This is a genomic window from Collinsella aerofaciens (assembly GCF_040915425.1).
Lineage (GTDB): Bacteria > Actinomycetota > Coriobacteriia > Coriobacteriales > Coriobacteriaceae > Collinsella > Collinsella aerofaciens_BW.
The window spans coordinates 1-26,025 of record NZ_JBCPDN010000013.1; the positions used below are offsets into that span (position 1 = coordinate 1).

Genomic DNA, 26,025 nt, shown 5'->3' on the forward strand with positions numbered 1-26,025 from the left:
GCTCGACCTTCTCCCTGCTGTACATGCGAACCTCCAGTCCGGACCGCCCCGCGGTCCAACTTTCTGTCCGCACCCCCTAATCAATGAAGTTATATACGGTTTCCAGCCTTGCCCAAGCCCACCCCTCGGGCAGCTCCTCAAACGGCACTTCGTTCGCGATGCACTTATCGCTAGTCACGCGACCCTTGGCATCCACCTTCTTCTCATAGGGGGAGCCATCGGAACCGGATTGGCTTTCAACTGTATTCGCGACAAGCGTTGTAAAATCTAGTGAGACGAGCATCCCGGTTGCTCCAGCGCTTCGATGCTCTGGTCTTTAGCGTCTTTCGTTCAGTGGGGGACTGACCGCAAGCGGCGTAAACAAGAAAGGGGACAAGCGTAAATGAAAGCAACCGAGGCGAATCTGCTCGACCTTATGGGCGTGGCGAAGATGCAGTTTGTCATTCCCGTGTACCAGCGAGTTTACTCGTGGAGTGTAAAAGAGTGCGAGGTGCTTTGGGATGACGTCATGCGAGCGGGTCGTGATGGCGTATCGCACTTCGTGGGGTCAATGCTTTATATCCCCGAGTCCGAGAGCTCTGCCACGAGCATTTCGCGCGTGCTTCTGATTGACGGACAGCAGCGCATGACGACGTTTTCGTTGATGATTGCAGCTTTGGCTGACTATTTGGAGAGCAACCCCGACAAGGCTGGCTTCCTTGGCGACCTCAAAATCTCGGCGCTGAGGAAAAATTACCTCTTTAACGATGACGACTACAACGGTCTGGCACGCTACAAGCTGGTGCTCTCGCAGGACGATAAAGAGACGCTGTTCTCCATCGTGTCTGGGGCTCCCGTGCCAGATGAAAAATCGGATCGGATTGTCGAGAACCATGCGTTCTTCCGCGAGAAGATGCGTGGTAAATCATTTGACCCGGCAAGGCTTTGGGCGGGGCTAAACCGCGTGCAGGTCATCGACACTAAGCTCACCGCTGGCGTTGATAATGCCCAGCTCATATTTGAGTCCATGAACTCCAAGGGCAAGCCGCTCACGCCCATTGACCTCATCCGTAACTACGTTCTAATGTCGCTTCCCAACGACGAACAGACCAAGCTTTATGAGGGTTATTGGCATCCACTCGAGTGCTTGTTCGGAAAAGGCGGCGAGGACGAGTTCAATGCATTTATCTGGTACTGGCTGTGGCTTAAAGTTCCCAATAGGATGCCGAAGGAGAACGAGGCCTACTACGAGTTTAAGCGCTATTTCGCCGACGACTACGATGGTGACACCGAGGGCCTGCTTAAGGAGCTGCGCGGGTATGCACATAGATACGCCAGTCTGTTCCTTGGTAAGGAGAAGGACGACGGACTGCGCCGAGTGTTCGGCAGAATCGTAAGCCTCGACGTGAAGCAGATAAGGCCCCTCTTAATGTTGCTTTATTCGGTTTACGAGGGGAATGGACTAGACCGCAATGCGTTTTTACGTATCTGCGAGACTATCGAGTCGTTTCTGTTCAGGCGAGCGGTTTGCGGCAGACTTACCACGGGCCTAAATAATTTCTTTGCCGGCATGTATCGCAATCTCGAGCAGCAGGACGATATCGAGGAGTACGTTACGGCGATGCTCCTTATCCACAGCAGCGGTATGACCGCATACTTTCCGACAGACGAGCATTTTGTCGAGGAGTTTAAGGCGCGTGACTGCTACAACCGCTTCTCTAAAAAGCGCTATTACCTGGAACGCATGGAGAACTGGCACCACCCGAAGGAGTCCATCTCAGCCGACGATTACCAGATCGAGCACATCATGCCCCAGACGATTGATGATGAGCACGGCTGGAAGGAATCGCTTGGTGAGAACTGGGAAGACGTCCACGACAGGCTGTGCAACAACTTGGGAAATCTTACGCTGACGGGCTACAACCAGGAGTACTCAAACCGGTCGTTCTCGGACAAGCTCAATCTGCCTGACGTCGGATTTAAATGCAGCCCGCTCTACCTAAACAAATCGATTGTCTCGCATGAAAAATGGGGTGAGGAAGAGATTGGGCAGCGCGCGGACGAGCTGGCGAAAGAAGCGTGCGAGATATGGAAGTATCCCGACCTTCCGGCAGACGTCGTCGACAAGTACCGTCCTTCTCGTGGGGAGCCTGACGAGGCTCCTGTCTGGACTCTGCATGAGAACCACCCCACCTTTGCCGAAGGTGGGCTCAACCAGAAGCTTTTCGATGAGGTGCGCGAGTCCGTTCTGAGTGGTAACCCTTCGTGGGAGTCCTACATAGCCAAGTACTATGTAGGCTTCAGGTCGGGCAAGCGAAAACTGCATGCCGTGTTAGAAGGTAGGACCAGCAACGGTGGCTGGATTGCCGTCGGCCTGGCAAAGAGCGTGGATGACCTAATTGATCCAGAGGACATGTGCCAGGACAAACGTACGCAGGGTGGATTTGGCCCAGGCCTACCGACCTATGTTGCTCTTCGTAATGCCGATGACATTCCCGCGGTGCTCGATCTTATAAAGCAGTGCTAGGTTAAAGGCCGGGAATCTAATTCCCGGCCCTTGCCATCTCGGAATTGCCGATGGCTTATCTGCCCACCTACACCCCCGCAATCCCGCGCGCCGCGCTCAGCAGCTCGTACTCCCTCTGGCTCCACTGGTGCAGCTCGGCCGCGTGCACGGCGTCGCGACACAGGTCCAGGAACACCTCGGCGCCCTCGCAGAAGCACTCGCGGGCAAAGGCGCCGGATCCGTCCGCAACGCACGCACCGTCGGCAAAAAGCTTCCAGCTGGACGGCTCGCGCGAGCCGTCTCCGAGCAGCTTGATCTGCAGAACATGTGGGCCGCCAGCGGCACATGGCCCTTCTTCCAACGCCTGCACCGTAAAGCGCATCTGGAGGGACAGAGTATAAAATCCGGAAAAGTGTCGAAATAGGCACCTTAAAACTTCGGAAAAGTGTAGCTGGATGACAAAACAGCACTTAGAAGCCGCTGCTGGATGCGGGATCCTGCGGCCGCCTTCAGCTCTCGCTACTCGTCGTCTCCGTCGTTGGGGTCGCCCTTGAGGGTGTTGATGTCCAGGTACTGGTTATCGTCCTCTTTTTGCTGGGTCTCCGACTCCGCTTGGGTGGGGCCGCGGAACAGCTGGAACCCCTCAAACGCAATGACACCGAGCAGGGCAATGATAATGGCGATAAAGGCAACCTTGACTGCCTGCGGAAATTCCGAGAAACGCAGCGCCTTTTCCTCGGCGTAATAATCGGCAAAGCGCTCTTCGCCCGTGCTTTTGGTATACGCCGGCGCGGACGCGGCCTCCGGGTCATATTCCGGTGCAGGCGTGGCGGCGTACGGATCGTTGAGATAATCGCTCGATGCGGTGCCATAGTTCTCGGTCTCGATGCGACCGTTGCCAGCATAGCCATCGGAATAATCGGAATATGCCGCACCGCCCTCATAGTCCGCGGCGCTCGTGTTGGCGGCAAAAAGCGGGTTAACTGGAACGTCGAGCGCCGGCATGCCGGTAGAGGTCTCATCCAGATCGGTTGCAGCCCAGGAATCGTAGGCAACCTGATGGGCAACGGGCTCATCGAGCCTTGTGACCGGAGGCTTGCGTGCCGCAGGAACGGGCAACTGCTGGGCGTTGTACATAACGGTGCTGTCGGCCGATTTGCCCTGCGTCGCCGCAGCGAGAAATGCCGCCGTCTCGGACGGGTCGCTTGCGGGGCGGGGAGCGGTCGTGGGCGCCGAAGTGGGTGCGGGCGTAGGCGCGGGCGTCGGCGCAGATGCGGGCTTAGGCGCAAGTGCGGGATTGGGACTTGACGGGCGAGCCCCGCCGCCCATGAGTTCGTCGGCGGTCCACGGGCGATCATCCATCACGTCGTCAAGGCTCAGCGAAAACAGGTCGTCTTCACTCTCATCGAACATGCGGTGCACATGTCCACCAATTGCCGGAATCAATCCGCGACCGGTGCATGATGCCTTGCTCAACGCCATTCTGTTCCATCCTTTCGAAATACTAATGACATCGATTATATGGAACTTCCCAAGCGGCTCGGTCTTGGATTCGTGCTTTCCAGAACTCGCGCCCAAAAGGGGAGGGGCAATCCAGGCGAGTGCCTACTTGTCGCCGGCAGCAGCCTTGGCCTCATTGAGGTAGCTATAGAAGCTGTACTTGGAGATGCCAAAGAACTCGCAGGCGCGCTCGCTCGACTTGGAAATGAGGAAGGCGCCGCGACGGTCGAGGTAGCCAATGGCACGAATGCGCTCGTCTTTGGTCATGAGTGCCGCGGGCTTGCCCACAAACTGCTCGCACTCGTGCAGCAGGTCCTCGAGCAGGTCGCCGATGTTCTTGGTAATGGGCTCGGGCTCGGTATAGCCCGTGCCGCCGGTGCCGGTAAAGGCGTCGAGCGAACGCTCAAAAGCCTTCATAAGCGTAATGTCAAAGTTGATGCCCAAAATGCCGACGGGCTTGCCCTCGTCGTTGCGGATAAAGATCGTCGACGATTTGAGCAGCTTACCGTCGGTGGTTTTAGTGAGGTACGGCTCGCGGTCGTGTACATCGGTGGCGCCCTCGTGCATGGACTCAAACACGATATGGCTGGGGCCGTCACCCAGTTTGCGCCCGCTGACGTGGCCGTTTTCAATCACTACGATGGAGTGGTCCACGTCATCGGTCTCCAGATCGTGGACGACGATTTCGCAGTTGGGGCCAAATTGGAGCGCCAGGCCGTGTGCAAGGCGCTTATAAAACTCAATCTGTGCGGGGGTCATAGGTGCCTTCCTAAAAATTAGTTTGGGCTCACTGTGCCATAAACCACACATGACCGCAAACAAATCCATCAACAAGGCAATTCATGACCGTTCGGCGGCGAAAAAGTACCGATTGCGGCAACAAACAATTCGTTAGGTATACCAATCAAAAAGTGTGATAGAACATTACTAACAAACTTTTTGTTTGGCATCCACATAAAAGTTCAGTCGCATGAATGGGAATGGGCTGAAACGCGTATGCGGGGGCCGGCAAGAGAGGACTTAAGGAGTTCACCGTATGGCCGATAAGATCCAGTGGGCGGGCAACACGATGCCCAAGAGCGATGACAAGCACTTGGGAATCATGAGCCTCGACCACGTGAAGAAGGCCCGCGCCTTCCACCAGTCGTTCCCTCAATATACCGTCACTCCGCTTGCCCGCCTGGACGGTCAGGCTGCGCGCCTGGGCCTGTCCAACCTGTGCGTTAAGGACGAGAGCTATCGCTTTGGCCTCAACGCCTTCAAGGTCCTGGGCGGTTCGTTTGCCATGGCCAATTATATTGCCGACGAGACCGGCAAGGACGTTGCCGAGTGCACCTTCGATTACCTGACCTCCGATCAGCTTGCCAAGGACTTTGGCCAGGCCACCTTCTTTACCGCCACCGACGGCAACCATGGCCGCGGCGTGGCATGGGCTGCCAACAAGCTGGGCCAGAAGGCCGTCGTGCACATGCCCAAGGGTTCCACCAAGCCCCGCTTTGATAACATCGCCGCCGAGGGCGCCACGGTGACCATCGAAGAGGTCAACTACGACGAGTGCGTGCGCATGGCCGCCGCCGAGGCCGACGCCTGCGAGCGCGGCGTCATCGTTCAGGACACCGCCTGGGAGGGCTACGAGAAGATCCCGTCTTGGATCATGGAGGGCTACGGCACCATGGCTTCCGAGGCTGCCGAGCAGCTGCGCGAGATGGCCATCAACCGCCCGACGCACGTCTTTGTCCAGGCTGGCGTGGGCTCGCTGGCCGGCGCCGTGGTGGGCTACTTTACCAACCTGTATCCCGATAACCCGCCCACCTTCGTCGTGGTCGAGTGCGCGCCTGCCGCCTGCCTGTACAAGGGCGCTGCTGCCGGCGACGGCGACCCGCGCATCGTGGACGGCGACATGCCCTCCATCATGGCCGGCCTGTGCTGCGGCGAGCCCAACATCCTGGGCTGGGATATCCTGCGCAACCATGCCACCGCCTTCGTGTCCTGCCCCGACTGGGTCACCGCTCGCGGCATGCGCACCCTGGGCGCCCCCGAGAAGGGCGACCCGCGCGTCATCTCCGGCGAGTCCGGCGCGGTGACCACTGGCCTGGTCGAGACCCTCATGCTCGATCCCGAGTACGCCGAGCTCAAAGAGCTCATCGGCCTGGATAAGACGAGCTCCGTGCTCTGCTTCTCCACGGAAGGTGACACCGATCCGGATCAGTACCGTCGCATCGTCTGGGAAGGCGAATACCCCACTTGCTAATCGTTGGGGCGGAGTAAATAGGTATCGCTCCGCCACCTCACAGGTAGATTCCTTAGTTTGAAAGGTTATGAACAATGGCTAAAGAACTCGATTTCGACGCTATCAAGGCTGCTGCTGAGTCCCATCGTGCTGATATGACTCGCTTCCTGCGCGCTATGATCAGCCATCCCTCTGAGTCCTGCGAGGAGGGTGAGGTTGTCGCTTGCATCAAGGCCGAGATGGAGAGCCTTGGCTATGACGAGGTCAAGGTCGACGGCCTGGGCAACGTTATGGGCTTTATGGGCGAGGGCGACAAGATTATCGCCATCGACTCTCACATCGACACCGTCGGCATCGGCAACATCGATAACTGGGATGCCGATCCCTATGAGGGTTACGAGACCGACGAGATCATCTACGGCCGCGGTGGCTCCGACCAGGAGGGTGGCATGGCTTCTGCTACCTACGCTGCCAAGATGATGAAGGACATGGGCCTCATCCCCGAGGGCTACAAGATTATGGTCGTCGGTACCGTCCAGGAAGAGGACTGCGACGGCATGTGCTGGCAGTACATCTACAACAAGGACGGCATTAAGCCCGAGTTCGTCATTTCCACCGAGCCCACCGACGGTGGCATCTATCGCGGTCACCGCGGCCGCATGGAGATCCGCGTCGACGTTCACGGCACCTCCTGCCACGGCTCCGCTCCCGACCGCGGTGACAACGCCATCTACAAGATGGCCGACATCATCGCCGACGTCCGCGCCCTCAACAACAACGGCTGCGACGAGTCGACCGACATCAAGGGCCTCGTCAAGATGCTCGACCCCAAGTACAACCCCGAGCACTTCGAGGACGCCCGCTTCCTGGGCCGCGGCACCTGCACCGTCAGCCAGATCTTCTACACCAGCCCCAGCCGCTGCGCTGTCGCTGACTCCTGCGCCATCTCCATCGACCGTCGCATGACCGCCGGTGAGACCTGGGAGTCCTGCCTGGACGAGATCCGTAACCTGCCGGCCGCCAAGAAGTACGGCGACGACGTGAAGGTCTCCATGTACATGTACGACCGTCCGTCCTGGACCGGCGAGGTCTACGAGACCGAGGCTTACTTCCCCACGTGGATCAACAAGGAGACCGCTCCGCACGTCAAGGCCCTCGTCGACGCCCACAAGGCCATGTTCGGTGACGAGCGCATCGGCTGCGAGCCCAGCATGGACAAGCGCACCGGTCGTCCGCTGTGCGACAAGTGGACCTTCTCCACGAACTGCGTCTCCATCCAGGGCCGCTATGGCATCCCCTGCGTGGGCTTTGGCCCGGGTGCCGAGTCTCAGGCACACGCTCCCAACGAGGTCACCTACAAGGACGACCTGGTCACCGCTGCCGCCATGTACGTGGCTGCCCTGAACCTCTACGATCCGAGCCAGGCCGATGGCGATGCCACCGTGTTCCGCGCCGGTCTGACCAACAACAAGATCGACTAGTCCCATTCCTCGATCTTGTTGAGCCGGGGGCCGCTCGTGTCCCCGGCGCCTCCTGTTGACTTGGGGCCCGCGGTCGTTATCTCCCATGCTTCCTCGACGGTGGCGGGTCCTCGTCATAGCGCTCTGCATGTTCTAGCCACACGCGCATGCCGGAGCGCATCTACTCATTGCGATCGTTTCACCTTTAGAAAGGACATTTACATGGACGCCAAGTTTACCGAGCTCGTCGAGCAGCTGAACGGCCTCGATTTTAAGGGTATGTACGGCAGCGACTTCCTGCACACCTGGGATAAGACCACCGATGAGCTCAAGGCGCTCTACATCGTCGCCGACGCTCTGCGCGAGCTGCGCGAGAACAACGTTTCGTCCAAGATCTTCGATTCGGGCCTGGCCGTCTCGCTGTTCCGCGACAACTCCACCCGTACGCGCTTCTCCTTCTCTAAGGCCGCCAACCTGCTCGGCCTTGAGCTGCAGGACCTGGACGAGAAGAAGTCCCAGATCGCTCACGGCGAGACCGTCCGCGAGACCGCTACCATGATCTCCTTCATGGCCGACGTCATCGGCATCCGCGATGACATGTACATCGGCAAGGGCGACGCCTACATGGCCGAGGTCTCCGAGTCTGTCCAGCAGGCTTACGAGGACGGCGTTCTGGATCACCGTCCCACGCTCATCTCCCTGCAGTCCGATTCCGACCATCCCACGCAGTCCTCTGCTGACATGCTCTACCTCATCAACGAGTTTGGCGGCCTCGAGAACCTCAAGGGCAAGAAGGTTGCCGTCACCTGGGCCTATTCGCCCTCTTACGGCAAGCCGCTGTCCTGCCCGCAGTCGCTGATCAGCCTGCTGCCCCGCTTTGGCATGGACGTCACCCTGGCTCACCCCGAGGGCTACGATCTCATGCCCGAGGTCGTCGAGCGCGCCAAGGGCTATGCCGCCGAGTCCGGCACCACCTTTAAGCAGGTCAGCACCATGGCCGAGGCCTTCGAGGGCGCCGACATCGTGATCCCCAAGAGCTGGGCTCCGTTTGCCGCCATGGAGAAGCGTACCAACCTGTACGCCGAGGGCGACGACGCCGGCATCGCTGCGCTCGAGAAGGAGCTGCTCGCTCAGAACGCTACGCATCAGGATTGGTGCTCCACGACCGAGCTCATGGAGAAGACTGCCAACGGCCAGGACACCATCTTTATGCATCCGCTGCCCGCCGATATTTCCGGTGTCTCCTGCGAGCACGGCGAGGTCAACGCCGACGTCTTCGACATGCACCGCGTGGGCATGTACAAGGAGGCCAGCTACAAGCCGTACGCCATCGCTGCCATGATGTTCCTGCAGAAGGTTGCCGATCCCGCCGCTACCCTCAAGGCCCTCGACGAGCGCAACACCGCCCGTTGGTTCCAGGCCTAAAGCTGGGCTGAGAAATGGCTAAGCGTATTGTTGTCGCCTTGGGCGGAAACGCCCTCGGCGCCAACCTTCCCGAGCAGATGGAGGCCGTCAAGACGACTTCTAAGGCCATCGTCGACCTGATCGAGGAAGGCAACGAGGTCGTCGTCGTGCATGGCAACGGCCCCCAGGTGGGCATGATCGCCAACGCGATGGCCGAGCTCACGCGTTCTAATCCTCAGAAGTACATTCCCTGCCCGCTGTCCGTTTGCGGCGCCATGAGCCAGGGCTACATTGGCTATGACCTGCAAAACGCCCTGCGCGAGGAAATGCTCGACCGCAATATCGACAAGGGTGTCGCCACCGTGCTCACCCAGGTCGAGGTTGCGGCAGACGATCCGGCCTTTGCCGACCCGGTCAAGCCGATTGGTCCGTGGATGAGCGAGGCCGAGGCCAAGGAGCTGGAAGCCGACCGCGGCTATCAGTTCATCCACGACGAGAAGCAGGGCTTCCGTCGCGTGGTTGCCTCACCCAAGCCCGTGAACATCGTCGAGCTCGACACCATTAAGTCGCTCGTCGAGTCCAACCACGTGGTGATTTCCTGCGGCGGTGGCGGTATTCCCGTCACCAAGGTCCAGGGCAACCACCTTAAGGGCGCTGCTGCCGTCATCGATAAGGACTTTGCGGCCGAGAAGCTCGCCGAGCAGCTCGATGCCGATGCCCTGATTATCCTGACGGCCGTGGAGAAGGTTGCCATTGGCTTTGGCACCGACCACGAGCAGTGGCTCGACACGCTGACCGCGGCTGACGTAAAGCGTCTGTCCGAGGCCAACGAGTTTGGTCGCGGCTCCATGCTGCCCAAGGTCCAGGCAGCCTCGACGTTTGCCGAGAGCAAGCCGGGCCGCACGGCGCTCATCACGCTGCTCGAGAAGGCGCGCGATGGCCTTGCCGGCAAGACCGGTACCACGTTTACCGGCGACGCTGAGTAGGCATGTCTGCACCATTGAGGAGGGTGCCCTGCGTCGCGGGGTGCCCTCCTTTGTGCTATGGGGAGCCAAGGGGCGTTCGCTGGAAAACGAGTGCGTGCCTGTTCCGACGGAGTGCGAGCTCGGTATGGTGGGTATAGCAGCTATGGTGTCCAAGGCAGCCAGGGGAGGTTTGCGGAGATGAAACTCGGTTGCGTGATTATGGCTTCGGGCGAGGGCAAGCGGTTTGGCTCTAACAAGATGCTTGCCGATATCTATGGCGAGCCGCTGATTGCCCGGACCATCGATTCGGTTCCCCGGGGCTTTGACGTCGTGGTTTCGACGCGTTGGCCCGAGGTCGCCCAGATTTGCGAGGACAAGCATTGCCCGTGCGTGCTGCACGATGGCGAGCTGCGCAGCGAAAGTGTCCGTGCGGGCCTTTCGTGGGGAGTCGAACGCGACTGGAAAGGATGCCTCTTTTTGCCGGGCGACCAGCCGCTCGTGAGTTCGGATTCTTTTGAGGCCATGGTTCGTGCATTTGACGAGCGTGGCCGCAAGCATCCGGTGCGTCTTGCGTGCAACGGTGAGCCTTCGAGCCCGGTGCTCTTTCCGGCGGAACTGTTCGATGCACTTATGTGTCTTGAGGGCAAGGACGGCGGCGGTTCGATCCTCAAGGGCCGTACCGACGTGGTGCTGGTCGAGGCGCGTGCCTACGAGCTGTGGGACGTCGATACCGCCAAGGGGCAGCGACGCATAGCGGAGCATATCGCCGCCTGCTCGTATTTTGATCGCGTGGCCAACTGCATAAATCAATAAGGAGCAATTATGATCATCATCAAAAACGGCGCGCTCGTGACGCCACAGGGGCTTCGCCGTGCCGATCTTGCCATGGATGGCGATAAGATCGTGCGGATCGCCGCGGCGATTGAGCCGGCCGAGAGCGATACCGTCGAGGATGCCACGGGCTGCTGGGTGTTTCCCGGCTTTATCGACGGCCACACGCACATGCAGTGCTGGACCGGCATGGATTGGACGGCCGATAGCTTTGAGACCGGCACGCGCGCGGCTGCCTGCGGCGGTACGACGACCATCGTGGACTACGCGACGGCCGATCGTGGCGTGACCATGCCCGATGCCTTGGCCGAGTGGCATCGCCGCGCCGACGGCACCTGCACGGCAAACTACGCCTTTCATATGGCACTCGCCGAGTGGAACGAGCGCAACCGCGCCGACCTTTCGGCCATGCGCGAGGCGGGCGTATCGTCGTTCAAGACCTACTTTGCCTATGACCACCTGCGCTTGGACGATGCCGAGACGCTCGAGGTGCTCGAGGAGCTCAAGCGCCTGGGCGGTATCCTGTGCGTGCATTGCGAGAACGGCACGTTGGTGAATGAACTGCAGAAGCGCGTGTACGAGCAGGGTATACACGGGCCCGAGGGCCACGCGCTCAGCCGTCCGGACGTGTGCGAGGCCGAGGCAGTGAGCCGCCTGCTATATCTGGCGCACCTGGCCGGCGACGCTCCGGTCAACGTGGTGCACCTTTCGACCAAGCTGGGGCTCGAGGCCATCCGTGCCGCCAAGGCGCGCGGACAGAAGAATATATATGTCGAGACCTGCCCTCAGTATCTGATGCTCGACGATACTTGCTACTTGGAGCAGGGTGAGGACGGCTTTGCGGGTGCCAAATATGTGATGAGCCCGCCGCTGCGCCATGCGGGTGACCGTGCGGCACTGCGCGAGGCGCTTGTGGCCGGCGAGATCGATACGATTGCGACCGACCACTGCAGCTTTAACCTGCACGGGCAAAAGGACCGTGGGCGCCACGATTTCCGTGCGATTCCCAACGGCGGGCCCGGTGTGGAGCATCGTCCCGTCGCGATTGCCACGAGCTTTGAAGGGCAACTGGGCCCCGAGGATCTCTGCCGCTTGATGAGCGAGAACCCGGCGCGCGTCTTTGGCATGTATCCGCGCAAGGGCTGTCTTGCCGAGGGTGCCGATGCCGACGTGTGCGTGTGGGATCCCAAGACACGCTGGACGATCAGTGCCGCGACGCAGCATCAGGCTGTGGACTACACGCCACTCGAGGGCTTTGAGGCACATGGCCGCGCCAAGGCTGTGTTTGTGAACGGCGTGCTGGCTGCGCGCGACGGCGAGCCCACTGGAGCCCAACCCGGCCGCTACGTCCCCCGCTAGCAGCAAAGATGCCGTGTCCCCTCCGCAGTTGCGGTGAAATACGGACTGTTTGCGGCCGTCGGGCGGCCAAACAGTCCGTATTTCACCGCAACTGAGGAGATGGGGCCGGCTACTTGAGGCTGCTGGCGATGAGGGGGCGGCCGAGGGCTGCCTCGAAGCGATCCGTCATCGTGGGGTCGCTGAGCGTGTCGACTTGGTTGAGCACGACGCGTGCGGTGCTGAGTTTCAGCGCCTGCATCTCGGCATTGAGCACCTGGGCGACGCGCTCGGGCGTGGCGATGTCGGTGAGCTCGCAGCCGCAACGCTCGCAAAAGAGCTCGGGGCGGTGGACGGCTTCGTTGATGGGCTTGCTGAGTCCCGAGGCGCCGACGACCCAGACAACGTTTGCCGTGCCGGCGGGAATTACCGGCTCCCAGGCGGCATGCGCCTTGAGCGGGAGTCGCTTGCTACCGTCTGCCTCGGCCAACACATAGTCAAAGCGCTGTGCCAGCCCGCCGAGTGGCTCGGCGGGGGCGGAGAGCTTGCCTGTCTCCGGGTCCAAAACACCCGCCTGGCAGATACTTCCGCGGCTCATGCCCGCGCATGCCTCGCAGGTGCAACCGGGGACATGCGAGGCGCCCGGCTTCCAAGGCGCGGCGTCCAGGCGACGATTCGACCCGTCCCATGGCACGCCGGCAACGGGAAGCATATGCGTGGTGGTGCAGAGGAGCACGCGGCCGCCAGCGCGCATGAGCTCAAGACCCAGCGTTTTGAGCAACGTCGACTTGCCGCCGCTGCCGATAATCGCGGTAATGCCCGGCTCGATCCTGAGCGCCGAGGCAAGATTGCCGCTAACCGTTTCCATCTGTTCACCGCCGTATAATACTGTGATAATAAATAATCATCAGAGTAGCGGTCGAACCGCTTTTGCTCTGCTCAAACCGTAGCACAGGGAGGTGCCCCGGGAATGCTCGTTTATGTTCGCGGCGCCGGCGATATCGCCACGGGTGTCGCCGCTCGCTTGGTGCGCGCCGGCGTGTCGGTCGTTATGGCCGATATCGCGGTTCCCACGTGCATCCGCCGCACAATCAGTTTTTGCGAGGCTATTCGCCTGGGCGAGGTCCAGGTCGAGGGCATTCGCGCTCGCTTGGCGCAGACGCCGGCAGAGGCGCTCGAGATTACCCAAGCGGGGGATGTTGCCGTCGTGGTGGACCCTCAGGCCAAGATGCTCGATGAGCTTAAACCCGCGGCTGTGGTCGACGCGATTCTGGCCAAGCGCAACCTGGGCACCACGCGCGACATGGCGCCTACCGTCATCGCCGTGGGGCCGGGCTTTACCGCGCCGGTCGATTGCGACGCCGTGGTCGAGACCATGCGCGGGCATTTTTTGGGCCGTGTCATTACCCAGGGCTCGCCCCAGCCCAACACGGGCGTGCCGGGCGTGATCGCCGGCTATGGCAAGGAGCGCGTTATCCACAGCCCCGCCGCCGGCGTGTTTCGGTCCGACCGCGCAATCGGCGACATCGTGAGCGCCGGAGACGTGATTGGCTACGCGGACGATACGCCCATGTGCACACAGATCGATGGCTGCCTGCGCGGGCTTTTGGCGAACGGCGTGCAGGTGACTGAGGGCTTTAAATGCGCCGATGTCGATCCGCGCGGCGATGCCAGCTATATCAACTACATTTCGGACAAGGCGACGTCGGTCGGCGGCGGCGTGCTCGAGGCACTCGCTATGCTCACCGATATCTTTAGAGGATAGAAGGCGGCAATGGAAAAGCTCGATGTTGTGAATGCGGCGCTTGCCGCCCTGCGTGCTGGCGAGACGTGCGAGCTGGCGGTCGTGGCCGGCACGGCGGGGTCGTCACCGCGCGGTGTGGGCGCATGGATGGCCGTCTTTGCCGACGGCAGCCAGGCGGGCACCATCGGCGGCGGCAAGATTGAGCTCTTTGCGCTGGATGAGGCGCGCGAACTCCTGAGCGCGGGACAGTCGCGTCTGGTCCGCTACACCATGGGCGGCGAGAACTCCGATACCGGCATGATCTGCGGCGGAGCCATTTGCCTGTGCTATCTGCATCTGGATGCGACCCAGGCACCGTTGTTCCAGGAAATTGCCGACGTCTTGGTCTATCGGCGCATCGGCGACTTCGTCATCGACTTTGAGCCGTTTATCGCAAGCGCGCTCGAAAGCGACGCTGCCGAATACCATGGCGAGGAGTCGCGCCGCACCATTGTGGGTTGCCCCGGGCTTTCGCTGACGGAAGAGGGGAGTAAGGTCACCTACACCAATGCCGCCTCCGAGATTCCTCCCGCGTACATCGAGACGCTCTGCCCCGAGGGGCTGACCTATATCTTTGGCTGCGGCCACGTGGGCGCCGCGACGGCGCGGGTGCTCACGGCGGCGGGCTTTGCCGTCGTGGCGTGCGACGACCGCCCCGGCACGCTGACCCCCGATTGGGTGCCCGGTGTCTACGACCGTCGTCTGATCGACTACAAGAACCTGAGCAAGCAGTGCCCCATCGGCCCGCGCGATCTGGTGGTCGTCGCCACGGCGGGGCACAAGTCCGATATCGACGTGGTGATTCAGGCCATGCACGCCAAGCCTGCCTACCTGGGCTGTCTGGGTTCGCGCCGCAAGACGGCCTTTGTGCGCGCCCGCCTGGAGCAGGAAGGCTTTACGCAGGACCAGATCGACGAGCTGCACCTTCCGATCGGCGTTGCCATCGAGGCCGAGGACCCCGAGGAGATCGCCATCTCCATCGCCGCCGAGATGATCCACCTGCGCCGCACCAAACTCGTCCCCCGCAAGCGCTAATCGCATCCCCACCAATTAAGTTGCGGTGAAATACGGATTGTTTAAGCCTGTTAGGCCGCCCAACAGTCCCTATTTCACCGCAACTGCTTTTTGGGATCCATTTGTGCGGGGGAGTTGTGGAGTTGTGCAGGCAGACGAGGTTTTTCTGGAAATACGCTCCCGATGCGCGTATAGTACCGATTGTTTTGTCGGCTCCTGCTGCGTCGAGTCCAAACCGCAAAATGCCATGAGCGGCGCGGATGCAGCCAGGAGGCACGAGGACAACCCATCGTGGCCACGCCCCGTGCTTAAAACCCCAAGAAGGAGTGAACAATGGTAGAAGAGAAGTATGTGCCGCGTCTGAAGACCAAGTACAACAACGAGGTCAAGCAGCAGCTTCAGGACAAGTTCCAGTACGAGAACGTCATGATGATTCCCAAGTTTGAGAAGATCGTCGTGAACATGGGTGTCGGCGAGGCCGCTACCGATTCCAAGGCCATCGACGGTGCCGTGCGCGACCTGCGCGCCATCACCGGCCAGCAGCCGATGATCACCCGTGCCCGCAAGTCCATCGCTACCTTCCGCCTGCGCGCTGGTATGCCGATCGGCTGCAAGGTTACCCTGCGTGGCGACCGTATGTGGGAGTTCTTCGATCGTCTGACCTCCGTCGCGATCCCCCGTATCCGCGACTTCCGCGGCATCTCCGCCAAGAGCTTCGACGGCCGTGGTAACTTCTCCATGGGCGTCACCGAGCAGCTCATCTTCCCCGAGATCGACTTCGACTCCGTCGATCACCAGCGCGGTATGGACATCACTTTCGTGACCACCGCCAATACCGATGAGGAGGCCAAGGCCCTTCTGGACGCCTTCGGTTTCCCGTTCAAGAAATAGGTTCACCTGCCCTATAAGCGCCGTTCCCACAAGGGGGCGGCGCTTGGGGCGAACAATACTCTATGTGAGGAGGATATAAGTGGCTAAGACATCGATGATCGTCAAGTGCAATCGCAAGCAGAAGTTCTCTACTCGTGAGTACACGCGCTGCCAGCGCTGCGGCCGTCCGCACTCTGTGTACCGCAAGTTCGGCCTGTGCCGTGTCTGCTTCCGCGAGCTTGCACTCAAGGGCGAGCTTCCCGGCGTTAAGAAGGCCAGCTGGTAAGTCACTACCAGCGTTTCAAGCATCAGTTTGGAACAGGGAAAACGCGCTAAAAAGGCTTTGCCGTTAAGGGCGGCGAAGAACCAAGAGCACGTGTTCATCAAGAACGAAGGAGAATCTGTATGAACCTTACAGACCCGATCGCAGATATGCTTACGCGCATCCGTAACGCTAACTCTGTGAACAAGGCCACGGTCTCCATGCCGAGCAGCAAGAAGCTCGTCGAGATCGCTCGTGTTCTGCACGAGGAGGGCTACATCGAGGGCTACGATGTCGAGGACACCGTTCCCCAGAAGACTCTGCACATCACGCTTAAGTATGGTCCCAAGAAGGCTAAGGTCATCAACGGCATCCGCCGCATTTCCAAGCCGGGCCTGCGTAAGTACACCGGCGTTGCCGACATGCCCCGCGTCCGCGGTGGCCTTGGTACCGCCATTATTTCCACCAGCCATGGCGTCATGACCGACCGCGATGCTCGCAAGCACAACGTCGGCGGCGAGATCATCGCTTACGTCTGGTAATTCGCTCGGTAGGTAGAAGGAAAGGAGATCACCGTGTCTCGTATCGGTAATAAGCCTGTCCAGATTCCCGCCGGAGTCGAAGTGGCAGTCAACGGCAACAACGTTGTCGTCAAGGGCCCCAAGGGCCAGCTCGAGCTCGATGTCTTTGAGAAGCTCGCTATCAACGTCGAGGACAACGTCCTCACCGTTTCCCGTCCCGACGACGAGCGTGAGACCCGTGCCCGCCACGGCCTCACCCGCGCCCTCATCCACAACATGGTTGTTGGCGTTTCCGAGGGCTTCGAGAAGAAGCTCGAGCTCGCCGGCGTCGGTTACCGCGTGCAGCAGAAGGGCAAGAACCTCGAGTTCTCCCTGGGCTTCTCGCACCCCGTGATCGTCGAGGCTCCCGAGGGCATCACCTTCGAGGTTCCCGACAACACCCACGTGAACGTCAAGGGTATCAACAAGCAGCAGGTCGGTCAGATCGCCGCTGAGATCCGCGGTCATCGTCCTCCCGAGCCTTACAAGGGCAAGGGTATCCACTACGTTGGCGAGCACATCCGCCGCAAGCTGGGTAAGGCCGCCAAGTAGTCGTAACCGACTCACTCGCATAAGACCAGCACCCCGTCAGGTGCTGGCAAGATCAACCTTTTTAGGAGTTTACGTATGAACAAGCATAAGGCGAAGCTGGAAGGCCTCAAGCGTCGTCAGCGTCGTGTTCGCGGCAAGGTCTCGGGTACCTCCGAGCGTCCGCGTCTTCGCGTGACCCGTACTAACGCCAACATCTATGCCCAGATCATCGACGACAGCAAGGGCTCCAGCCTGACGCTCGTCTCTGCCTCGACCCTCGAGGCCGAGTTCAAGGGCACCCACACCTCGAACAAGGAGGCTGCGGAGAAGGTCGGTCAGCTCGTTGGCAAGCGCGCCATCGAGGCCGGCATCACCAAGGTCGCCTTCGATCGCGGTGGCCGTATCTACCATGGCCGCGTCAAGGCCCTCGCCGACGGTGCTCGTGCCGCCGGTCTCGAGTTCTAGGAGGTATGTAGCACATGGCTCGTAATCAGAAGCAGCAGCGCGAGGCCTCCGAGTTCGAGGAGCGCGTCGTTTACATCAACCGCGTGTCGAAGACCGTCAAGGGTGGTCGTCGCATGAGCCTTGTCGCTCTCGTCGTCGTTGGCGACGGCAAGGGCAACGTCGGCGTTGGCATGGGCAAGTCCGCTGAGGTGCCCATGGCCATCTCCAAGGCATCTCTCGATGCCAAGAAGAACATGTTCCACGTGCCGGTGACCGAGCAGGGCACCATCCCGCACGAGGTTCTCGGCCACTTTGGTGCCGGCCGCATCATCATCAAGCCCGCTGTCGAGGGTACCGGCGTTATCGCCGGCGGCGCTGTGCGTCCCCTCTTTGAGCTTGCTGGCATCAAGAACGTCCTGTCCAAGTCCCTCGGTACCGACAACGGCCTCAACATCATCAAGGCTGCCGTCGAGGGCCTCAAGGAGCTCTCCAGCCCTGAGGACGTCGCGGCTCGCCGTGGCCTGACGGTCTCCGAGATGTTCGTCGGTAAGGAGAACTAAGCATGGCTGACACCATCAAGATCAAGCAGGTCCGCAGCACCAACGGTTGCAAGCAGGACCAGGTCCGTACTGTCCGTGCCCTCGGTCTCCACAGGATCCGCGAGGTTCGCGAGATTGCTGACAACGAGTCCGTCCGCGGCATGATCTTCAAGGTCAAGCACCTTGTCGAGATTGTAGAGGAGTAGCAAATGCAGCTTCACGATCTTACTCCCGCGCCCGGTTCCACCAAGAACCGCAAGCGCGTCGGCCGTGGCAATTCTTCGGGTCACGGCACCACTTCTGGCCGCGGTCAGAAGGGCCAGGGTTCCCGCTCTGGCGGCACCAAGGGTGCCGGCTTCGAGGGTGGCCAGACTCCGCTGGCTATGCGCCTGCCCAAGCTTCCGGGCTTCCGTAACCCCCGTCGTATCGAGTACACCGCTGTTAACGTTGAGCGTCTCGAGCGTAAGTTCGAGGACGGCGCTGTGATCGACGGTGCCGCTCTTAAGGCCGCTCGCATCACCAAGAGCGAGTTCGAGCCCGTCAAGGTGCTCGGCAATGGTGAGCTCACCAAGAAGTTCACGGTCAAGGTCGACAAGGTCAGCGCTTCTGCGCAGGCCAAGATCGAGGCCGCCGGCGGAAAGGTCGAGCTGCCGTGCTAAATGGTCTTAAGAATGCTTTCCGCATCAAAGAATTGCGCGAAAAGATTCTTTTTACCATAGCTATGCTCGTCGTGTACCGCATTGGTGCGCACGTTCCTGTGCCCGGCATTCCCTTCCAGGGGATGCTGGGCCTTTTCTCGACCGATAACAATTCGGTCGCCGCAGGTGCTATGGCCCTCCTGAATCTTTTCTCTGGCGGCGCTTTGAGCTATGTGTCGGTGTTTTCGCTGGGCATCATGCCTTACATCACCAGCTCGATCATCCTCCAGATGCTCCAGGCCGTCGTGCCTTCCCTGCATGAGCTTGCCCGCGAGGGCGAGGTCGGTCAGACCAAGATTACGCAGTATTCGCGTTACCTCACCCTGGCTCTGGCAATCCTCAACTCCGTGGGTTACCTCTTCCTCTTTAAGAGCTTCGGCATCAGCTTTAATGGCGCCGGCGCTCCCGAGATCATCTTCGACCTCATGATCGTCGGTACGCTCACCGCGGGCGCCATGCTGATCATGTGGATTGGTGAGCTCATCACCCAGCGCGGTATCGGCAATGGCATGTCGCTGATCATCTTCGCGAACATCATGGCCGGTCTGCCGCAGGCTATCTTCTCCAGCACCGAGGGCAATGCCGGTGGCATCATCACCATGGTGATCATCTGCGCCATCATCCTGCTGGTTATCCCGCTGATTGTTTTCCTTGAGCGCGGCCAGCGCCGCATTCCGGTCTCCTACGCTAAGCGCGTCGTGGGCCGTCGCATGATGGGTGGCCAGACTACCTACCTGCCCATCAAGGTCAACACCGCGGGCGTCGTGCCGATCATCTTCGCTTCGGCGCTGCTGTACTTCCCGGCTCAGATTGCCGTGTTCTTCCCCGGCATCGGCTGGATTCAGGCAGTTGCCTCGGCGCTTTCGACCGGTTGGCTCAACTGGGTGCTTAACGTTGTCCTCATCGTGTTCTTCGCGTACTTCTACACCTCCATGGTGTTCAACCCCGATGACACGGCCGACAACCTTAAGAAGCAGGGCGGCTTTATTCCGGGCGTGCGTCCGGGTAGGGCTACCGCGGCCTACATCAAGAACGCGCTCAACAAGATCACGCTTCCCAGCGCTGTCTTTTTGGCGCTCATCGCCATCGTGCCTTCGATCATCTTCTCCTTCACGGGTAACCATCTGATCCAGGCTTTTGGTGGCACGTCCATCCTCATCATGGTCGGCGTCGTGCTCGACACGGTCGATAAGCTCGAAGGCCAGATCAAGATGTATGATTACGATGGATTCTTTAAATAGGCTAGAGGAGGATTGCTCATGAACCTCGTATTGCTCGGAGCTCCGGGTGCCGGTAAGGGCACCGTCGCACAGGAGCTCGTCGCCGAGTTTGGCGTCGCTCACATTTCCACGGGCGACCTGCTGCGTGCTGCCGTCAAGGGTGGCACCGAGCTTGGTATTCAGGCTAAGAAGTACATGGATGCTGGCGAGCTCGTCCCCGACCAGCTCGTGATCGACCTTGTCAAGGAGCGCCTTGCCGCCGATGACGCCCAGCAGGGCTTCATCCTCGACGGCTTCCCGCGCAACACCGCCCAGGCTGTGACGCTCGATTCCGAGCTCTCCGCCATGGGTCGCGAGATCGACTGCGCCCTTCTGGTCGATGTGGCCCCCGAGGTCATCATCGATCGTCTGTCTTCGCGTCGCACCTGCCGCGCCTGCGGTTACACCGGCACCGCTGCCGATGCCACCTGCCCCAAGTGCGCCGGCGAGATGTATCAGCGCGACGACGACAAGCCCGAGACCATCAAGAACCGTCTCGACGTCTACGAGAAGTCCACGAGCCCGCTCGTCGACTACTATCGTGGCCAGGGTCTGCTCAAGTCGGTCAACGGTGACCAGGCTCGCGAGACCGTGTACGGGGATGTCAAAGAGGCTCTCGGTCTATGATCAAGATTAAGTCTGCAACGCAAATCGAGCAGATGAAGAAGGCAGGAGCGCTATCTAAGATGGCGCTCCGCCACGTTGGAGCCATGGTGCGCCCCGGCGTTTCGACTTTTGAGCTCGATCAGCTCGCGGAGCAGATTATCCGCATGCATGGCGGCACCCCGGCCTTTAAGGGTTACGGCGGGTTCCCGGGGACCATTTGCGCATCGATCAACGATGCCGTGGTCCATGGTATTCCCAACCCCGACATGATCCTACGCGATGGCGATATCATCTCCATTGATACGGGAGCTGTCGTTGACGGTTGGGTCGGCGATAACGCTTGGACGTTTTTCGTCGGCACCCCCACGCCCGAAGCCAAGGCTTTGTGCGAGGTCACGCGCGATTGCCTTAAGGCTGCCATCGAGCAGGCTGTTCCCGGTAACCATATCGGGGACGTCGGTTATGCCGTTCAGTCCCTCGCCGAGTCTCACGGTTACGGCGTGCTTCGTGATTATGTGGGCCATGGCATTGGCCGCGTGATGCACGAGGACCCCAACGTTCCTAACTATGGAAAGAAGGGGAGGGGCGTTCGCCTCCAGGCCGGCATGGTCATTGCCATTGAGCCGATGGTTACGATGGGTTCCAACCATGTGAGCACGGGCTCCGACGGTTGGATCGTCACGACCAACGACCACCTGCCCGCCGCGCACTACGAGAACACCGTCGCCATTACCAATGACGGCCCGGTGATTCTCACCACGGATGCGCAAGGTGCTTGGTGTTCGCTCCAAGGCGGAGAAATGTAACAAGTTCCACTTAGTTGTGGAGCCATTACGAAGTTATTACGATGCGTACATACGTGTTGTAGAATACTCAATCGCTGTCGTTTTCTAGAGAAAGATGATTGCTTGTGAAGAAGGAAGACGCAATTGAGCTCGAGGGTACGGTAAAAGAGCCGCTGCCCAACGCCATGTTTAAGGTCGAGCTCGAGAACGGTCATTCGGTTCTGTGCAACATTTCTGGCAAGATCCGAATGAATTACATCCGCATTCTCCCCGGTGACAGGGTTGTCGTGGAGCTTTCCCCGTACGACCTGACCCGCGGCCGCATCACCTATCGCTATAAATAGCGGCACGCATACACGCTCTTTTCCGACTGCAGGCTTAGCTCAACCTACGGTCGGTTTGCGTGTGAAGACCAGCCATAGTTTTAAACGCCTGCGGCTGGGCGAGTAGATAGTAGGGAAGTAGTTTGAGCGCTACCGAAAGGAAGAACGATGAAGGTACGTCCTTCGGTCAAGAAGATGTGCGATAAGTGCAAAATCATTAGGCGCCATGGCAAGGTCCTCGTCATTTGCGAGAACCCCCGTCATAAGCAGCGTCAGGGTTAAGAGAGGAGACTACGTTGGCCCGTATTAATGGTGTCGACCTCCCGCGTGAGAAGCGCGTTGAGATCGGTCTGACCTACATTTACGGCATCGGCCGCACCACTGCGACGAAGATCTGCGTCGAGTGCAACGTTAACGTGGATACGCGCGTTAAGGACCTCACCGAGGATGAGGTTAACGCCATCCGCGATTATATCGATAAGAACCAGATCATGGTTGAGGGCGACCTCCGCCGTGAGCGCAACCAGAACGTCAAGCGCCTTATGGACATCGGCTGCAACCGCGGCCTTCGTCACCGCAAGGGCCTCCCGGTCCGCGGCCAGCGCACCCACACTAACGCTCGTACCCGCAAGGGCCCGAAGCGTCAGATCGGTGCTAAGAAGAAGAAATAAGGAGCGCTAGATAGATGGCTACTGCTAAGAAGAACGTTCGCGCTGCCCGTCTGAAGCGCGCGGACCGTAAGAACATTTCCGTGGGCCAGGCTCACATTCGTTCTACGTTCAACAACACGATCGTTTCGATCACCGATCCCCAGGGCAACGTCATTTCCTGGAAGTCGGCTGGCCAGGTGGGCTTCAAGGGCTCCCGTAAGTCCACGCCGTTCGCTGCCCAGATGGCTGCCGAGGCTGCTGCCAAGCAGGCCATGGAGCACGGTATGAAGAAGGTTTCCGTCTTCGTCAAGGGCCCCGGCTCCGGTCGTGAGACCGCCATCCGCTCCCTCCAGGCTGCTGGCCTCGAGGTCTCGAGCATCCAGGACAAGACCCCCATTCCGCACAACGGCTGCCGCCCCAAGAAGCGTCGCCGCGTGTAACTGAAAGGATCGTATCAATATGGCAATCGACAGGACTCCTGTTCTTAAGCGCTGCCGTCAGCTCGGGATCGATCCCGCTGAGCTCGGTTACAGCAGCAAGAAGGAATCTATCCGTCAGCCCAAGCGCCGTCGCAAGGAATCTGAGTACGGCATGCAGCTGCGCGAGAAGCAGAAGGTCAAGTTCATCTATGGCGTTCTGGAGAAGCAGTTCCACGGCTACTTCAACAAGGCCCGCAAGATGAACGGCGTAACCGGTGAGAACCTCATGATCATCCTTGAGTCTCGCCTCGACAACGTCGTCTTCCGTCTTGGCTTCGCCCGCACCCGCAAAGAGGCTCGTCAGTCCGTCCGTCACGGTCACTTCACCGTGAACGGCAAGCGCGTGGACATCCCGTCCTACCGCGTCAAGGCCGGCGACGTCGTCGCTGTCGGCGAGAAGTTCCGTGACCTCCTCCCCATCAAGGAGGCCCTGATTTCCTCCGAGCGCTTTGAGGTCCCTGGCTGGCTCGAGGTCGATATCGAGAAGCTGTCTGGTAACGTGCTCGCTCTGCCGACGCGTGAGCAGATCAGCGGTGATATCAACGAGCAGCTCATCGTCGAGCTCTACTCTAAGTAGTCCATCCGGGCTGCTGAGGCTGGAGGTAATACATGTCAGAATTCATTAGGCCTCAGGTTCAGGTCGAAGAGATCAACGAGACGTCTGCTCGTGTCTCCGTCGAGCCGCTCGAGCGTGGTTACGGCGATACGCTGGGTAACTCCCTTCGTCGCGTTCTTCTGTCCTCGCTCGAGGGTGCCGCCGTCGAGGCTATTCAGATCGATGGTGCGCAGCACGAGTTCATGACCATCCCTAACATGGTCGAGGATGTCACCGACATCGTCCTGAATGTCAAGGGTCTTGTCTTCAGGGCTCTCGGCACGACCGACGAGGCGACCGCCACCATCTCGGTTGACGGCCCCTGCGAGGTCACCGGTGCGGACTTCTTTATTCCGTCCGAGTTTGAGCTGGTCAACCGCGAGCAGCACATCGCTACGCTCACCGAGGGTGGCCATCTCACCATGAGCATGCGCATCGGCTATGGCCGCGGCTATGTTTCTGGCGAGGCCAACAAGCGCGACAACGATCCCATCGGTGTGATCCACGTCGACTCGCTGTACTCGCCGGTTTCCCGTTGCGCCAAGCTCGTTGAGGCTTGCCGTGTCGGTCAGCACACCGACTACGACCGCCTTGTCCTCGAGATCGAGACCAATGGCTCCATCGCCCCGCGCGACGCCGTGGTCCAGGCTGCCAATATCATCAACCAGCATATGGCCGCCTTTATGAACCTTGCCGAGACCCCCGAGGTCGAGGAGGAGGCTTCGATCTTCGCTCCCGAGGTCACCAACGACAACGCCGAGCTGGACAAGCAGATCGAGGATCTGGACCTTTCCGTCCGTTCCTACAACTGCCTTAAGCGCGCCAGCATTCACTCGGTCCGTCAGCTCGTTGAGTTCTCGGAGAACGATCTGCTCAACATCCGTAACTTCGGTGTTAAGTCGATCGAGGAAGTGAAGGACAAGCTTGAGTCCATGGGCCTGAGCCTGAAGGCTTAATGCTTCGCATATTTGAGGAGAAACTAGACCATGCGTCACAACGTTAAGAAGGGCCTGAAGCTCGGCACCGATGCGAGCCACACCAAGGCCATGAAGAAGAGCCTTGCTAAGGCCCTCTTCGAGAACGACCGCATCAAGACCACCGAGACCCGCGCTAAGGCGCTGCGTTCGGTCGTCGACCCGATCATCACTTGGGCCAAGAAGGGCGACCTGCACTCTCGTCGTCTGGCTATCGCCAAGCTCGGCGATAAGCAGCTCGTTGCCGAGATCTTCGACAAGGCTGCCCAGGGCATGTGGCAGGACCGCAACGGCGGTTACACCCGCATCATGAAGCTCGGTAACCGTAAGGGCGACAACGCTCCCATCGTTATCATGGAGCTCGTCACCGAGTCTTGCACGCCTAAGGCCAAGAAGGCTGCTCCGGCCCCCAAGAAGGCCGCTGCTCCCAAGAAGGTCGAGGCTGTCGAGGAGGCTCCTGCTGAGGAGACCGCTGAGTAGACATTCCGTCTGCATAGGCTATATTCGAGGGGTACGTTCGCGTACCCCTCTTTTTTTGTCGCGATACCGTTACTTGTTTGTTGGGAGCGCCCATGACTGCGCCGTTTGATTTCAATTCGATTTCCGAGCTTGACGCCACGCTCGTATTTCGCGTGGCCTATGATGGCTCGTCGTATAGCGGATTTGCCGAGCAGCCGGGACAGACGACGGTTGCGGGTGAGCTGCGTCGAGCCATCGAGACGCTGCTTCGCCGTCCGATCGATCTGACGTGCGCAGGTCGTACCGATGCCGGCGTGCATGCCGTGGCTCAGTACATCAGCGTGCCCGTAACGGACGCTGAGCTCGCCCTCACGCGCCGTAGGTGGCTGCGGGCTATGGATGCCCTGCTGCCTAAAGATATCGCCATAAACGAGGTCTACAGGGCCCGTAAGGGCTTTTCTGCACGCTTTGACGCGCGTTCCCGTACGTATACGTACCGTATTGCCGATCGCGATGCGCGCCCCGTGCTGTCCCGTGGTGCCGTGTGGTGGCATCGCTATCCCTTGGACGTCGAGGCCATGTCTGCGGCCTGTCCCGCGCTTTTGGGTGAGCAGGACTTTAAGAGCTTTTGCAAGGTTGCCTCTGCCGTGGGCAAGCCTACGCACCGCTGCGTGATGCGGGCCGAGTTTGGCCATGAGGTGGCCTTTGGCGAGGATATCCTGACGTTTACCATTGAGGGCAACGCATTTTTGCATTCGATGGTCCGCACGATCGTGGGCACGCTTGTCGAGATTGGCATGCATCGCCGCGAACCCGAGTGGATGCGCGAGGTCATCGACGCTTGCGACCGTACCGCTGCGGGCCCCACGGCTCCTGCCTGCGGCCTTACGTTTATGGGCGTGGATTACGATCCCGCCGAGCTTGTCGTGCTCGACTAGGGGAGGGCTCGACGCGTCGTGCGTCGACACCTGTCATCTGTGGGCT

General features: G+C 60.0%; 32 protein-coding genes. 28 read left to right on the forward strand and 4 right to left on the reverse strand.

The features are described 5' to 3' along the window. The first annotated feature begins 382 nt into the window (after nt 1–382). Nucleotides 383–2,506 carry a DUF262 and DUF1524 domain-containing protein gene (locus AB5164_RS03045; RefSeq protein WP_006235248.1) on the forward strand — a complete coding sequence of 708 codons (2,124 nt, stop codon included), beginning with the start codon at nt 383–385 and terminating at the stop codon, nt 2,504–2,506. 67 nt (nt 2,507–2,573) lie between these two features. On the opposite strand, the gene AB5164_RS03050 is transcribed toward AB5164_RS03045, so the two are convergent. The 3 genes from AB5164_RS03050 to AB5164_RS03060 all read right to left on the reverse strand — a co-directional run bounded on the left by AB5164_RS03050 (nt 2,574) and on the right by AB5164_RS03060 (nt 4,744). Then, nucleotides 2,574–2,855, reverse strand: a complete 282-nt coding sequence (locus tag AB5164_RS03050; RefSeq protein ID WP_147332627.1) for a hypothetical protein — start codon at nt 2,853–2,855, stop codon at nt 2,574–2,576. A gap of 149 nt (nt 2,856–3,004) precedes the next feature. After that, on the reverse strand, nt 3,005–3,967 hold the full coding sequence (locus AB5164_RS03055) for a hypothetical protein (protein WP_040359227.1): 963 nt from the start codon (nt 3,965–3,967) through the stop codon (nt 3,005–3,007). A 123-nt stretch (nt 3,968–4,090) separates the two neighbouring features. Beyond that, entirely contained in the window at nt 4,091–4,744 is a 654-nt protein-coding gene (locus AB5164_RS03060; RefSeq protein ID WP_040359230.1) for a helix-turn-helix transcriptional regulator, read from the reverse strand. Between the two features lie 277 nt (nt 4,745–5,021). Here AB5164_RS03060 and dpaL point away from each other — a divergent pair, with 277 nt between their 5' ends. The 6 genes from dpaL to hydA all read left to right on the forward strand — a co-directional run bounded on the left by dpaL (nt 5,022) and on the right by hydA (nt 12,234). Then, the gene (gene dpaL, locus AB5164_RS03065) at nt 5,022–6,236 is read left to right on the forward strand and encodes a diaminopropionate ammonia-lyase (RefSeq protein ID WP_118266260.1); all 1,215 of its coding nucleotides are present in this window, start codon (nt 5,022–5,024) and stop codon (nt 6,234–6,236) included. 74 nt (nt 6,237–6,310) lie between these two features. After that, on the forward strand, nt 6,311–7,696 hold the full coding sequence (locus tag AB5164_RS03070) for a YgeY family selenium metabolism-linked hydrolase (RefSeq protein ID WP_195232234.1): 1,386 nt from the start codon (nt 6,311–6,313) through the stop codon (nt 7,694–7,696). Between the two features lie 201 nt (nt 7,697–7,897). Further along, a complete protein-coding gene (gene ygeW, locus AB5164_RS03075; RefSeq protein WP_368142536.1) occupies nt 7,898–9,100 on the forward strand; it encodes a knotted carbamoyltransferase YgeW in 1,203 nt (400 codons plus the stop codon). A 14-nt stretch (nt 9,101–9,114) separates the two neighbouring features. After that, complete coding sequence (arcC, locus tag AB5164_RS03080; protein WP_368142535.1) at nt 9,115–10,065, forward strand: carbamate kinase; 951 nt, start codon at nt 9,115–9,117, stop codon at nt 10,063–10,065. Between the two features lie 177 nt (nt 10,066–10,242). Next, nucleotides 10,243–10,857 carry a nucleotidyltransferase family protein gene (locus AB5164_RS03085; protein ID WP_368142534.1) on the forward strand — a complete coding sequence of 205 codons (615 nt, stop codon included), beginning with the start codon at nt 10,243–10,245 and terminating at the stop codon, nt 10,855–10,857. 9 nt (nt 10,858–10,866) lie between these two features. Continuing rightward, a complete protein-coding gene (gene hydA / locus AB5164_RS03090; protein WP_368142533.1) occupies nt 10,867–12,234 on the forward strand; it encodes a dihydropyrimidinase in 1,368 nt (455 codons plus the stop codon). A gap of 109 nt (nt 12,235–12,343) precedes the next feature. Here hydA and yqeC read toward each other — a convergent pair whose 3' ends face one another. After that, on the reverse strand, nt 12,344–13,078 hold the full coding sequence (gene yqeC / locus AB5164_RS03095) for a selenium cofactor biosynthesis protein YqeC (RefSeq protein ID WP_368142532.1): 735 nt from the start codon (nt 13,076–13,078) through the stop codon (nt 12,344–12,346). A gap of 102 nt (nt 13,079–13,180) precedes the next feature. Here yqeC and yqeB point away from each other — a divergent pair, with 102 nt between their 5' ends. The 21 genes from yqeB to truA all read left to right on the forward strand — a co-directional run bounded on the left by yqeB (nt 13,181) and on the right by truA (nt 25,979). Continuing rightward, nucleotides 13,181–13,975 carry a selenium-dependent molybdenum cofactor biosynthesis protein YqeB gene (yqeB, locus tag AB5164_RS03100; RefSeq protein ID WP_035137452.1) on the forward strand — a complete coding sequence of 265 codons (795 nt, stop codon included), beginning with the start codon at nt 13,181–13,183 and terminating at the stop codon, nt 13,973–13,975. 9 nt (nt 13,976–13,984) lie between these two features. Next, entirely contained in the window at nt 13,985–15,028 is a 1,044-nt protein-coding gene (locus AB5164_RS03105; protein WP_368142531.1) for an XdhC family protein, read from the forward strand. 312 nt (nt 15,029–15,340) lie between these two features. Continuing rightward, nucleotides 15,341–15,898: a 50S ribosomal protein L5 gene (gene rplE / locus AB5164_RS03110; protein WP_368142530.1), complete on the forward strand. Its 558-nt coding sequence runs from the start codon at nt 15,341–15,343 to the stop codon at nt 15,896–15,898. A 79-nt stretch (nt 15,899–15,977) separates the two neighbouring features. Next, nucleotides 15,978–16,163: a type Z 30S ribosomal protein S14 gene (locus AB5164_RS03115; RefSeq protein ID WP_022094280.1), complete on the forward strand. Its 186-nt coding sequence runs from the start codon at nt 15,978–15,980 to the stop codon at nt 16,161–16,163. A 119-nt stretch (nt 16,164–16,282) separates the two neighbouring features. Beyond that, the gene (gene rpsH / locus AB5164_RS03120) at nt 16,283–16,681 is read left to right on the forward strand and encodes a 30S ribosomal protein S8 (protein WP_006235262.1); all 399 of its coding nucleotides are present in this window, start codon (nt 16,283–16,285) and stop codon (nt 16,679–16,681) included. A gap of 33 nt (nt 16,682–16,714) precedes the next feature. After that, complete coding sequence (rplF, locus tag AB5164_RS03125; protein WP_006235263.1) at nt 16,715–17,251, forward strand: 50S ribosomal protein L6; 537 nt, start codon at nt 16,715–16,717, stop codon at nt 17,249–17,251. Between the two features lie 75 nt (nt 17,252–17,326). Further along, nucleotides 17,327–17,695: a 50S ribosomal protein L18 gene (gene rplR, locus AB5164_RS03130; protein ID WP_006235264.1), complete on the forward strand. Its 369-nt coding sequence runs from the start codon at nt 17,327–17,329 to the stop codon at nt 17,693–17,695. 14 nt (nt 17,696–17,709) lie between these two features. Beyond that, the gene (gene rpsE, locus AB5164_RS03135; protein WP_006235265.1) at nt 17,710–18,234 is read left to right on the forward strand and encodes a 30S ribosomal protein S5; all 525 of its coding nucleotides are present in this window, start codon (nt 17,710–17,712) and stop codon (nt 18,232–18,234) included. A 2-nt stretch (nt 18,235–18,236) separates the two neighbouring features. Next, nucleotides 18,237–18,419, forward strand: coding sequence for a 50S ribosomal protein L30 (rpmD, locus tag AB5164_RS03140; protein ID WP_006235266.1), 183 nt, complete (start codon nt 18,237–18,239; stop codon nt 18,417–18,419). A gap of 3 nt (nt 18,420–18,422) precedes the next feature. Further along, entirely contained in the window at nt 18,423–18,872 is a 450-nt protein-coding gene (rplO, locus tag AB5164_RS03145; protein WP_006235267.1) for a 50S ribosomal protein L15, read from the forward strand. Further along, complete coding sequence (gene secY / locus AB5164_RS03150; protein ID WP_035137447.1) at nt 18,866–20,152, forward strand: preprotein translocase subunit SecY; 1,287 nt, start codon at nt 18,866–18,868, stop codon at nt 20,150–20,152. The genes rplO and secY overlap by 7 nt, the downstream gene beginning before the upstream one ends. 18 nt (nt 20,153–20,170) lie before the next feature. After that, nucleotides 20,171–20,797 carry an adenylate kinase gene (locus AB5164_RS03155; protein ID WP_055252238.1) on the forward strand — a complete coding sequence of 209 codons (627 nt, stop codon included), beginning with the start codon at nt 20,171–20,173 and terminating at the stop codon, nt 20,795–20,797. Further along, the gene (gene map, locus AB5164_RS03160; RefSeq protein ID WP_006235270.1) at nt 20,794–21,582 is read left to right on the forward strand and encodes a type I methionyl aminopeptidase; all 789 of its coding nucleotides are present in this window, start codon (nt 20,794–20,796) and stop codon (nt 21,580–21,582) included. The genes AB5164_RS03155 and map overlap by 4 nt, the downstream gene beginning before the upstream one ends. A gap of 104 nt (nt 21,583–21,686) precedes the next feature. Then, complete coding sequence (gene infA / locus AB5164_RS03165) at nt 21,687–21,905, forward strand: translation initiation factor IF-1 (RefSeq protein ID WP_035137443.1); 219 nt, start codon at nt 21,687–21,689, stop codon at nt 21,903–21,905. A gap of 147 nt (nt 21,906–22,052) precedes the next feature. After that, nucleotides 22,053–22,166: a 50S ribosomal protein L36 gene (gene rpmJ, locus AB5164_RS03170; protein WP_006363204.1), complete on the forward strand. Its 114-nt coding sequence runs from the start codon at nt 22,053–22,055 to the stop codon at nt 22,164–22,166. A 14-nt stretch (nt 22,167–22,180) separates the two neighbouring features. Next, on the forward strand, nt 22,181–22,555 hold the full coding sequence (gene rpsM / locus AB5164_RS03175) for a 30S ribosomal protein S13 (protein WP_022094275.1): 375 nt from the start codon (nt 22,181–22,183) through the stop codon (nt 22,553–22,555). 14 nt (nt 22,556–22,569) lie between these two features. After that, on the forward strand, nt 22,570–22,974 hold the full coding sequence (gene rpsK / locus AB5164_RS03180) for a 30S ribosomal protein S11 (RefSeq protein WP_006235274.1): 405 nt from the start codon (nt 22,570–22,572) through the stop codon (nt 22,972–22,974). A gap of 19 nt (nt 22,975–22,993) precedes the next feature. After that, nucleotides 22,994–23,590 (forward strand): 30S ribosomal protein S4, encoded by a 597-nt coding sequence (rpsD, locus tag AB5164_RS03185; protein WP_006235275.1) that lies wholly within the window; start codon nt 22,994–22,996, stop codon nt 23,588–23,590. 32 nt (nt 23,591–23,622) lie between these two features. Further along, nucleotides 23,623–24,564, forward strand: a complete 942-nt coding sequence (locus AB5164_RS03190; protein ID WP_368142529.1) for a DNA-directed RNA polymerase subunit alpha — start codon at nt 23,623–23,625, stop codon at nt 24,562–24,564. Nucleotides 24,565–24,594: 30 nt separating this feature from the next. Then, nucleotides 24,595–25,062, forward strand: coding sequence for a 50S ribosomal protein L17 (gene rplQ, locus AB5164_RS03195; RefSeq protein ID WP_368142528.1), 468 nt, complete (start codon nt 24,595–24,597; stop codon nt 25,060–25,062). A gap of 92 nt (nt 25,063–25,154) precedes the next feature. Beyond that, nucleotides 25,155–25,979 carry a tRNA pseudouridine(38-40) synthase TruA gene (truA, locus tag AB5164_RS03200; protein WP_368142527.1) on the forward strand — a complete coding sequence of 275 codons (825 nt, stop codon included), beginning with the start codon at nt 25,155–25,157 and terminating at the stop codon, nt 25,977–25,979. Nucleotides 25,980–26,025: the final 46 nt, after the last annotated feature.

Bases quoted from the DNA above. Each gene is read 5' to 3' on its own strand.
- AB5164_RS03045 (WP_006235248.1), top strand. From the start codon at position 383: ATGAAAGCAACCGAGGCGAATCTGCTCGACCTTATGGGCGTGGCGAAG.
- AB5164_RS03055 (WP_040359227.1), bottom strand. From the start codon at position 3,967: ATGGCGTTGAGCAAGGCATCATGCACCGGTCGCGGATTGATTCCGGCA.
- AB5164_RS03060 (WP_040359230.1), bottom strand. From the start codon at position 4,744: ATGACCCCCGCACAGATTGAGTTTTATAAGCGCCTTGCACACGGCCTG.
- dpaL (WP_118266260.1), top strand. From the start codon at position 5,022: ATGGCCGATAAGATCCAGTGGGCGGGCAACACGATGCCCAAGAGCGAT.
- AB5164_RS03070 (WP_195232234.1), top strand. From the start codon at position 6,311: ATGGCTAAAGAACTCGATTTCGACGCTATCAAGGCTGCTGCTGAGTCC.
- ygeW (WP_368142536.1), top strand. From the start codon at position 7,898: ATGGACGCCAAGTTTACCGAGCTCGTCGAGCAGCTGAACGGCCTCGAT.
- arcC (WP_368142535.1), top strand. From the start codon at position 9,115: ATGGCTAAGCGTATTGTTGTCGCCTTGGGCGGAAACGCCCTCGGCGCC.
- AB5164_RS03085 (WP_368142534.1), top strand. From the start codon at position 10,243: ATGAAACTCGGTTGCGTGATTATGGCTTCGGGCGAGGGCAAGCGGTTT.
- hydA (WP_368142533.1), top strand. From the start codon at position 10,867: ATGATCATCATCAAAAACGGCGCGCTCGTGACGCCACAGGGGCTTCGC.
- yqeC (WP_368142532.1), bottom strand. From the start codon at position 13,078: ATGGAAACGGTTAGCGGCAATCTTGCCTCGGCGCTCAGGATCGAGCCG.
- yqeB (WP_035137452.1), top strand. From the start codon at position 13,181: ATGCTCGTTTATGTTCGCGGCGCCGGCGATATCGCCACGGGTGTCGCC.
- AB5164_RS03105 (WP_368142531.1), top strand. From the start codon at position 13,985: ATGGAAAAGCTCGATGTTGTGAATGCGGCGCTTGCCGCCCTGCGTGCT.
- rplE (WP_368142530.1), top strand. From the start codon at position 15,341: ATGGTAGAAGAGAAGTATGTGCCGCGTCTGAAGACCAAGTACAACAAC.
- rpsH (WP_006235262.1), top strand. From the start codon at position 16,283: ATGAACCTTACAGACCCGATCGCAGATATGCTTACGCGCATCCGTAAC.
- rplR (WP_006235264.1), top strand. From the start codon at position 17,327: ATGAACAAGCATAAGGCGAAGCTGGAAGGCCTCAAGCGTCGTCAGCGT.
- rpsE (WP_006235265.1), top strand. From the start codon at position 17,710: ATGGCTCGTAATCAGAAGCAGCAGCGCGAGGCCTCCGAGTTCGAGGAG.
- rpmD (WP_006235266.1), top strand. From the start codon at position 18,237: ATGGCTGACACCATCAAGATCAAGCAGGTCCGCAGCACCAACGGTTGC.
- rplO (WP_006235267.1), top strand. From the start codon at position 18,423: ATGCAGCTTCACGATCTTACTCCCGCGCCCGGTTCCACCAAGAACCGC.
- AB5164_RS03155 (WP_055252238.1), top strand. From the start codon at position 20,171: ATGAACCTCGTATTGCTCGGAGCTCCGGGTGCCGGTAAGGGCACCGTC.
- map (WP_006235270.1), top strand. From the start codon at position 20,794: ATGATCAAGATTAAGTCTGCAACGCAAATCGAGCAGATGAAGAAGGCA.
- rpmJ (WP_006363204.1), top strand. From the start codon at position 22,053: ATGAAGGTACGTCCTTCGGTCAAGAAGATGTGCGATAAGTGCAAAATC.
- rpsK (WP_006235274.1), top strand. From the start codon at position 22,570: ATGGCTACTGCTAAGAAGAACGTTCGCGCTGCCCGTCTGAAGCGCGCG.
- rpsD (WP_006235275.1), top strand. From the start codon at position 22,994: ATGGCAATCGACAGGACTCCTGTTCTTAAGCGCTGCCGTCAGCTCGGG.
- AB5164_RS03190 (WP_368142529.1), top strand. From the start codon at position 23,623: ATGTCAGAATTCATTAGGCCTCAGGTTCAGGTCGAAGAGATCAACGAG.
- rplQ (WP_368142528.1), top strand. From the start codon at position 24,595: ATGCGTCACAACGTTAAGAAGGGCCTGAAGCTCGGCACCGATGCGAGC.
- truA (WP_368142527.1), top strand. From the start codon at position 25,155: ATGACTGCGCCGTTTGATTTCAATTCGATTTCCGAGCTTGACGCCACG.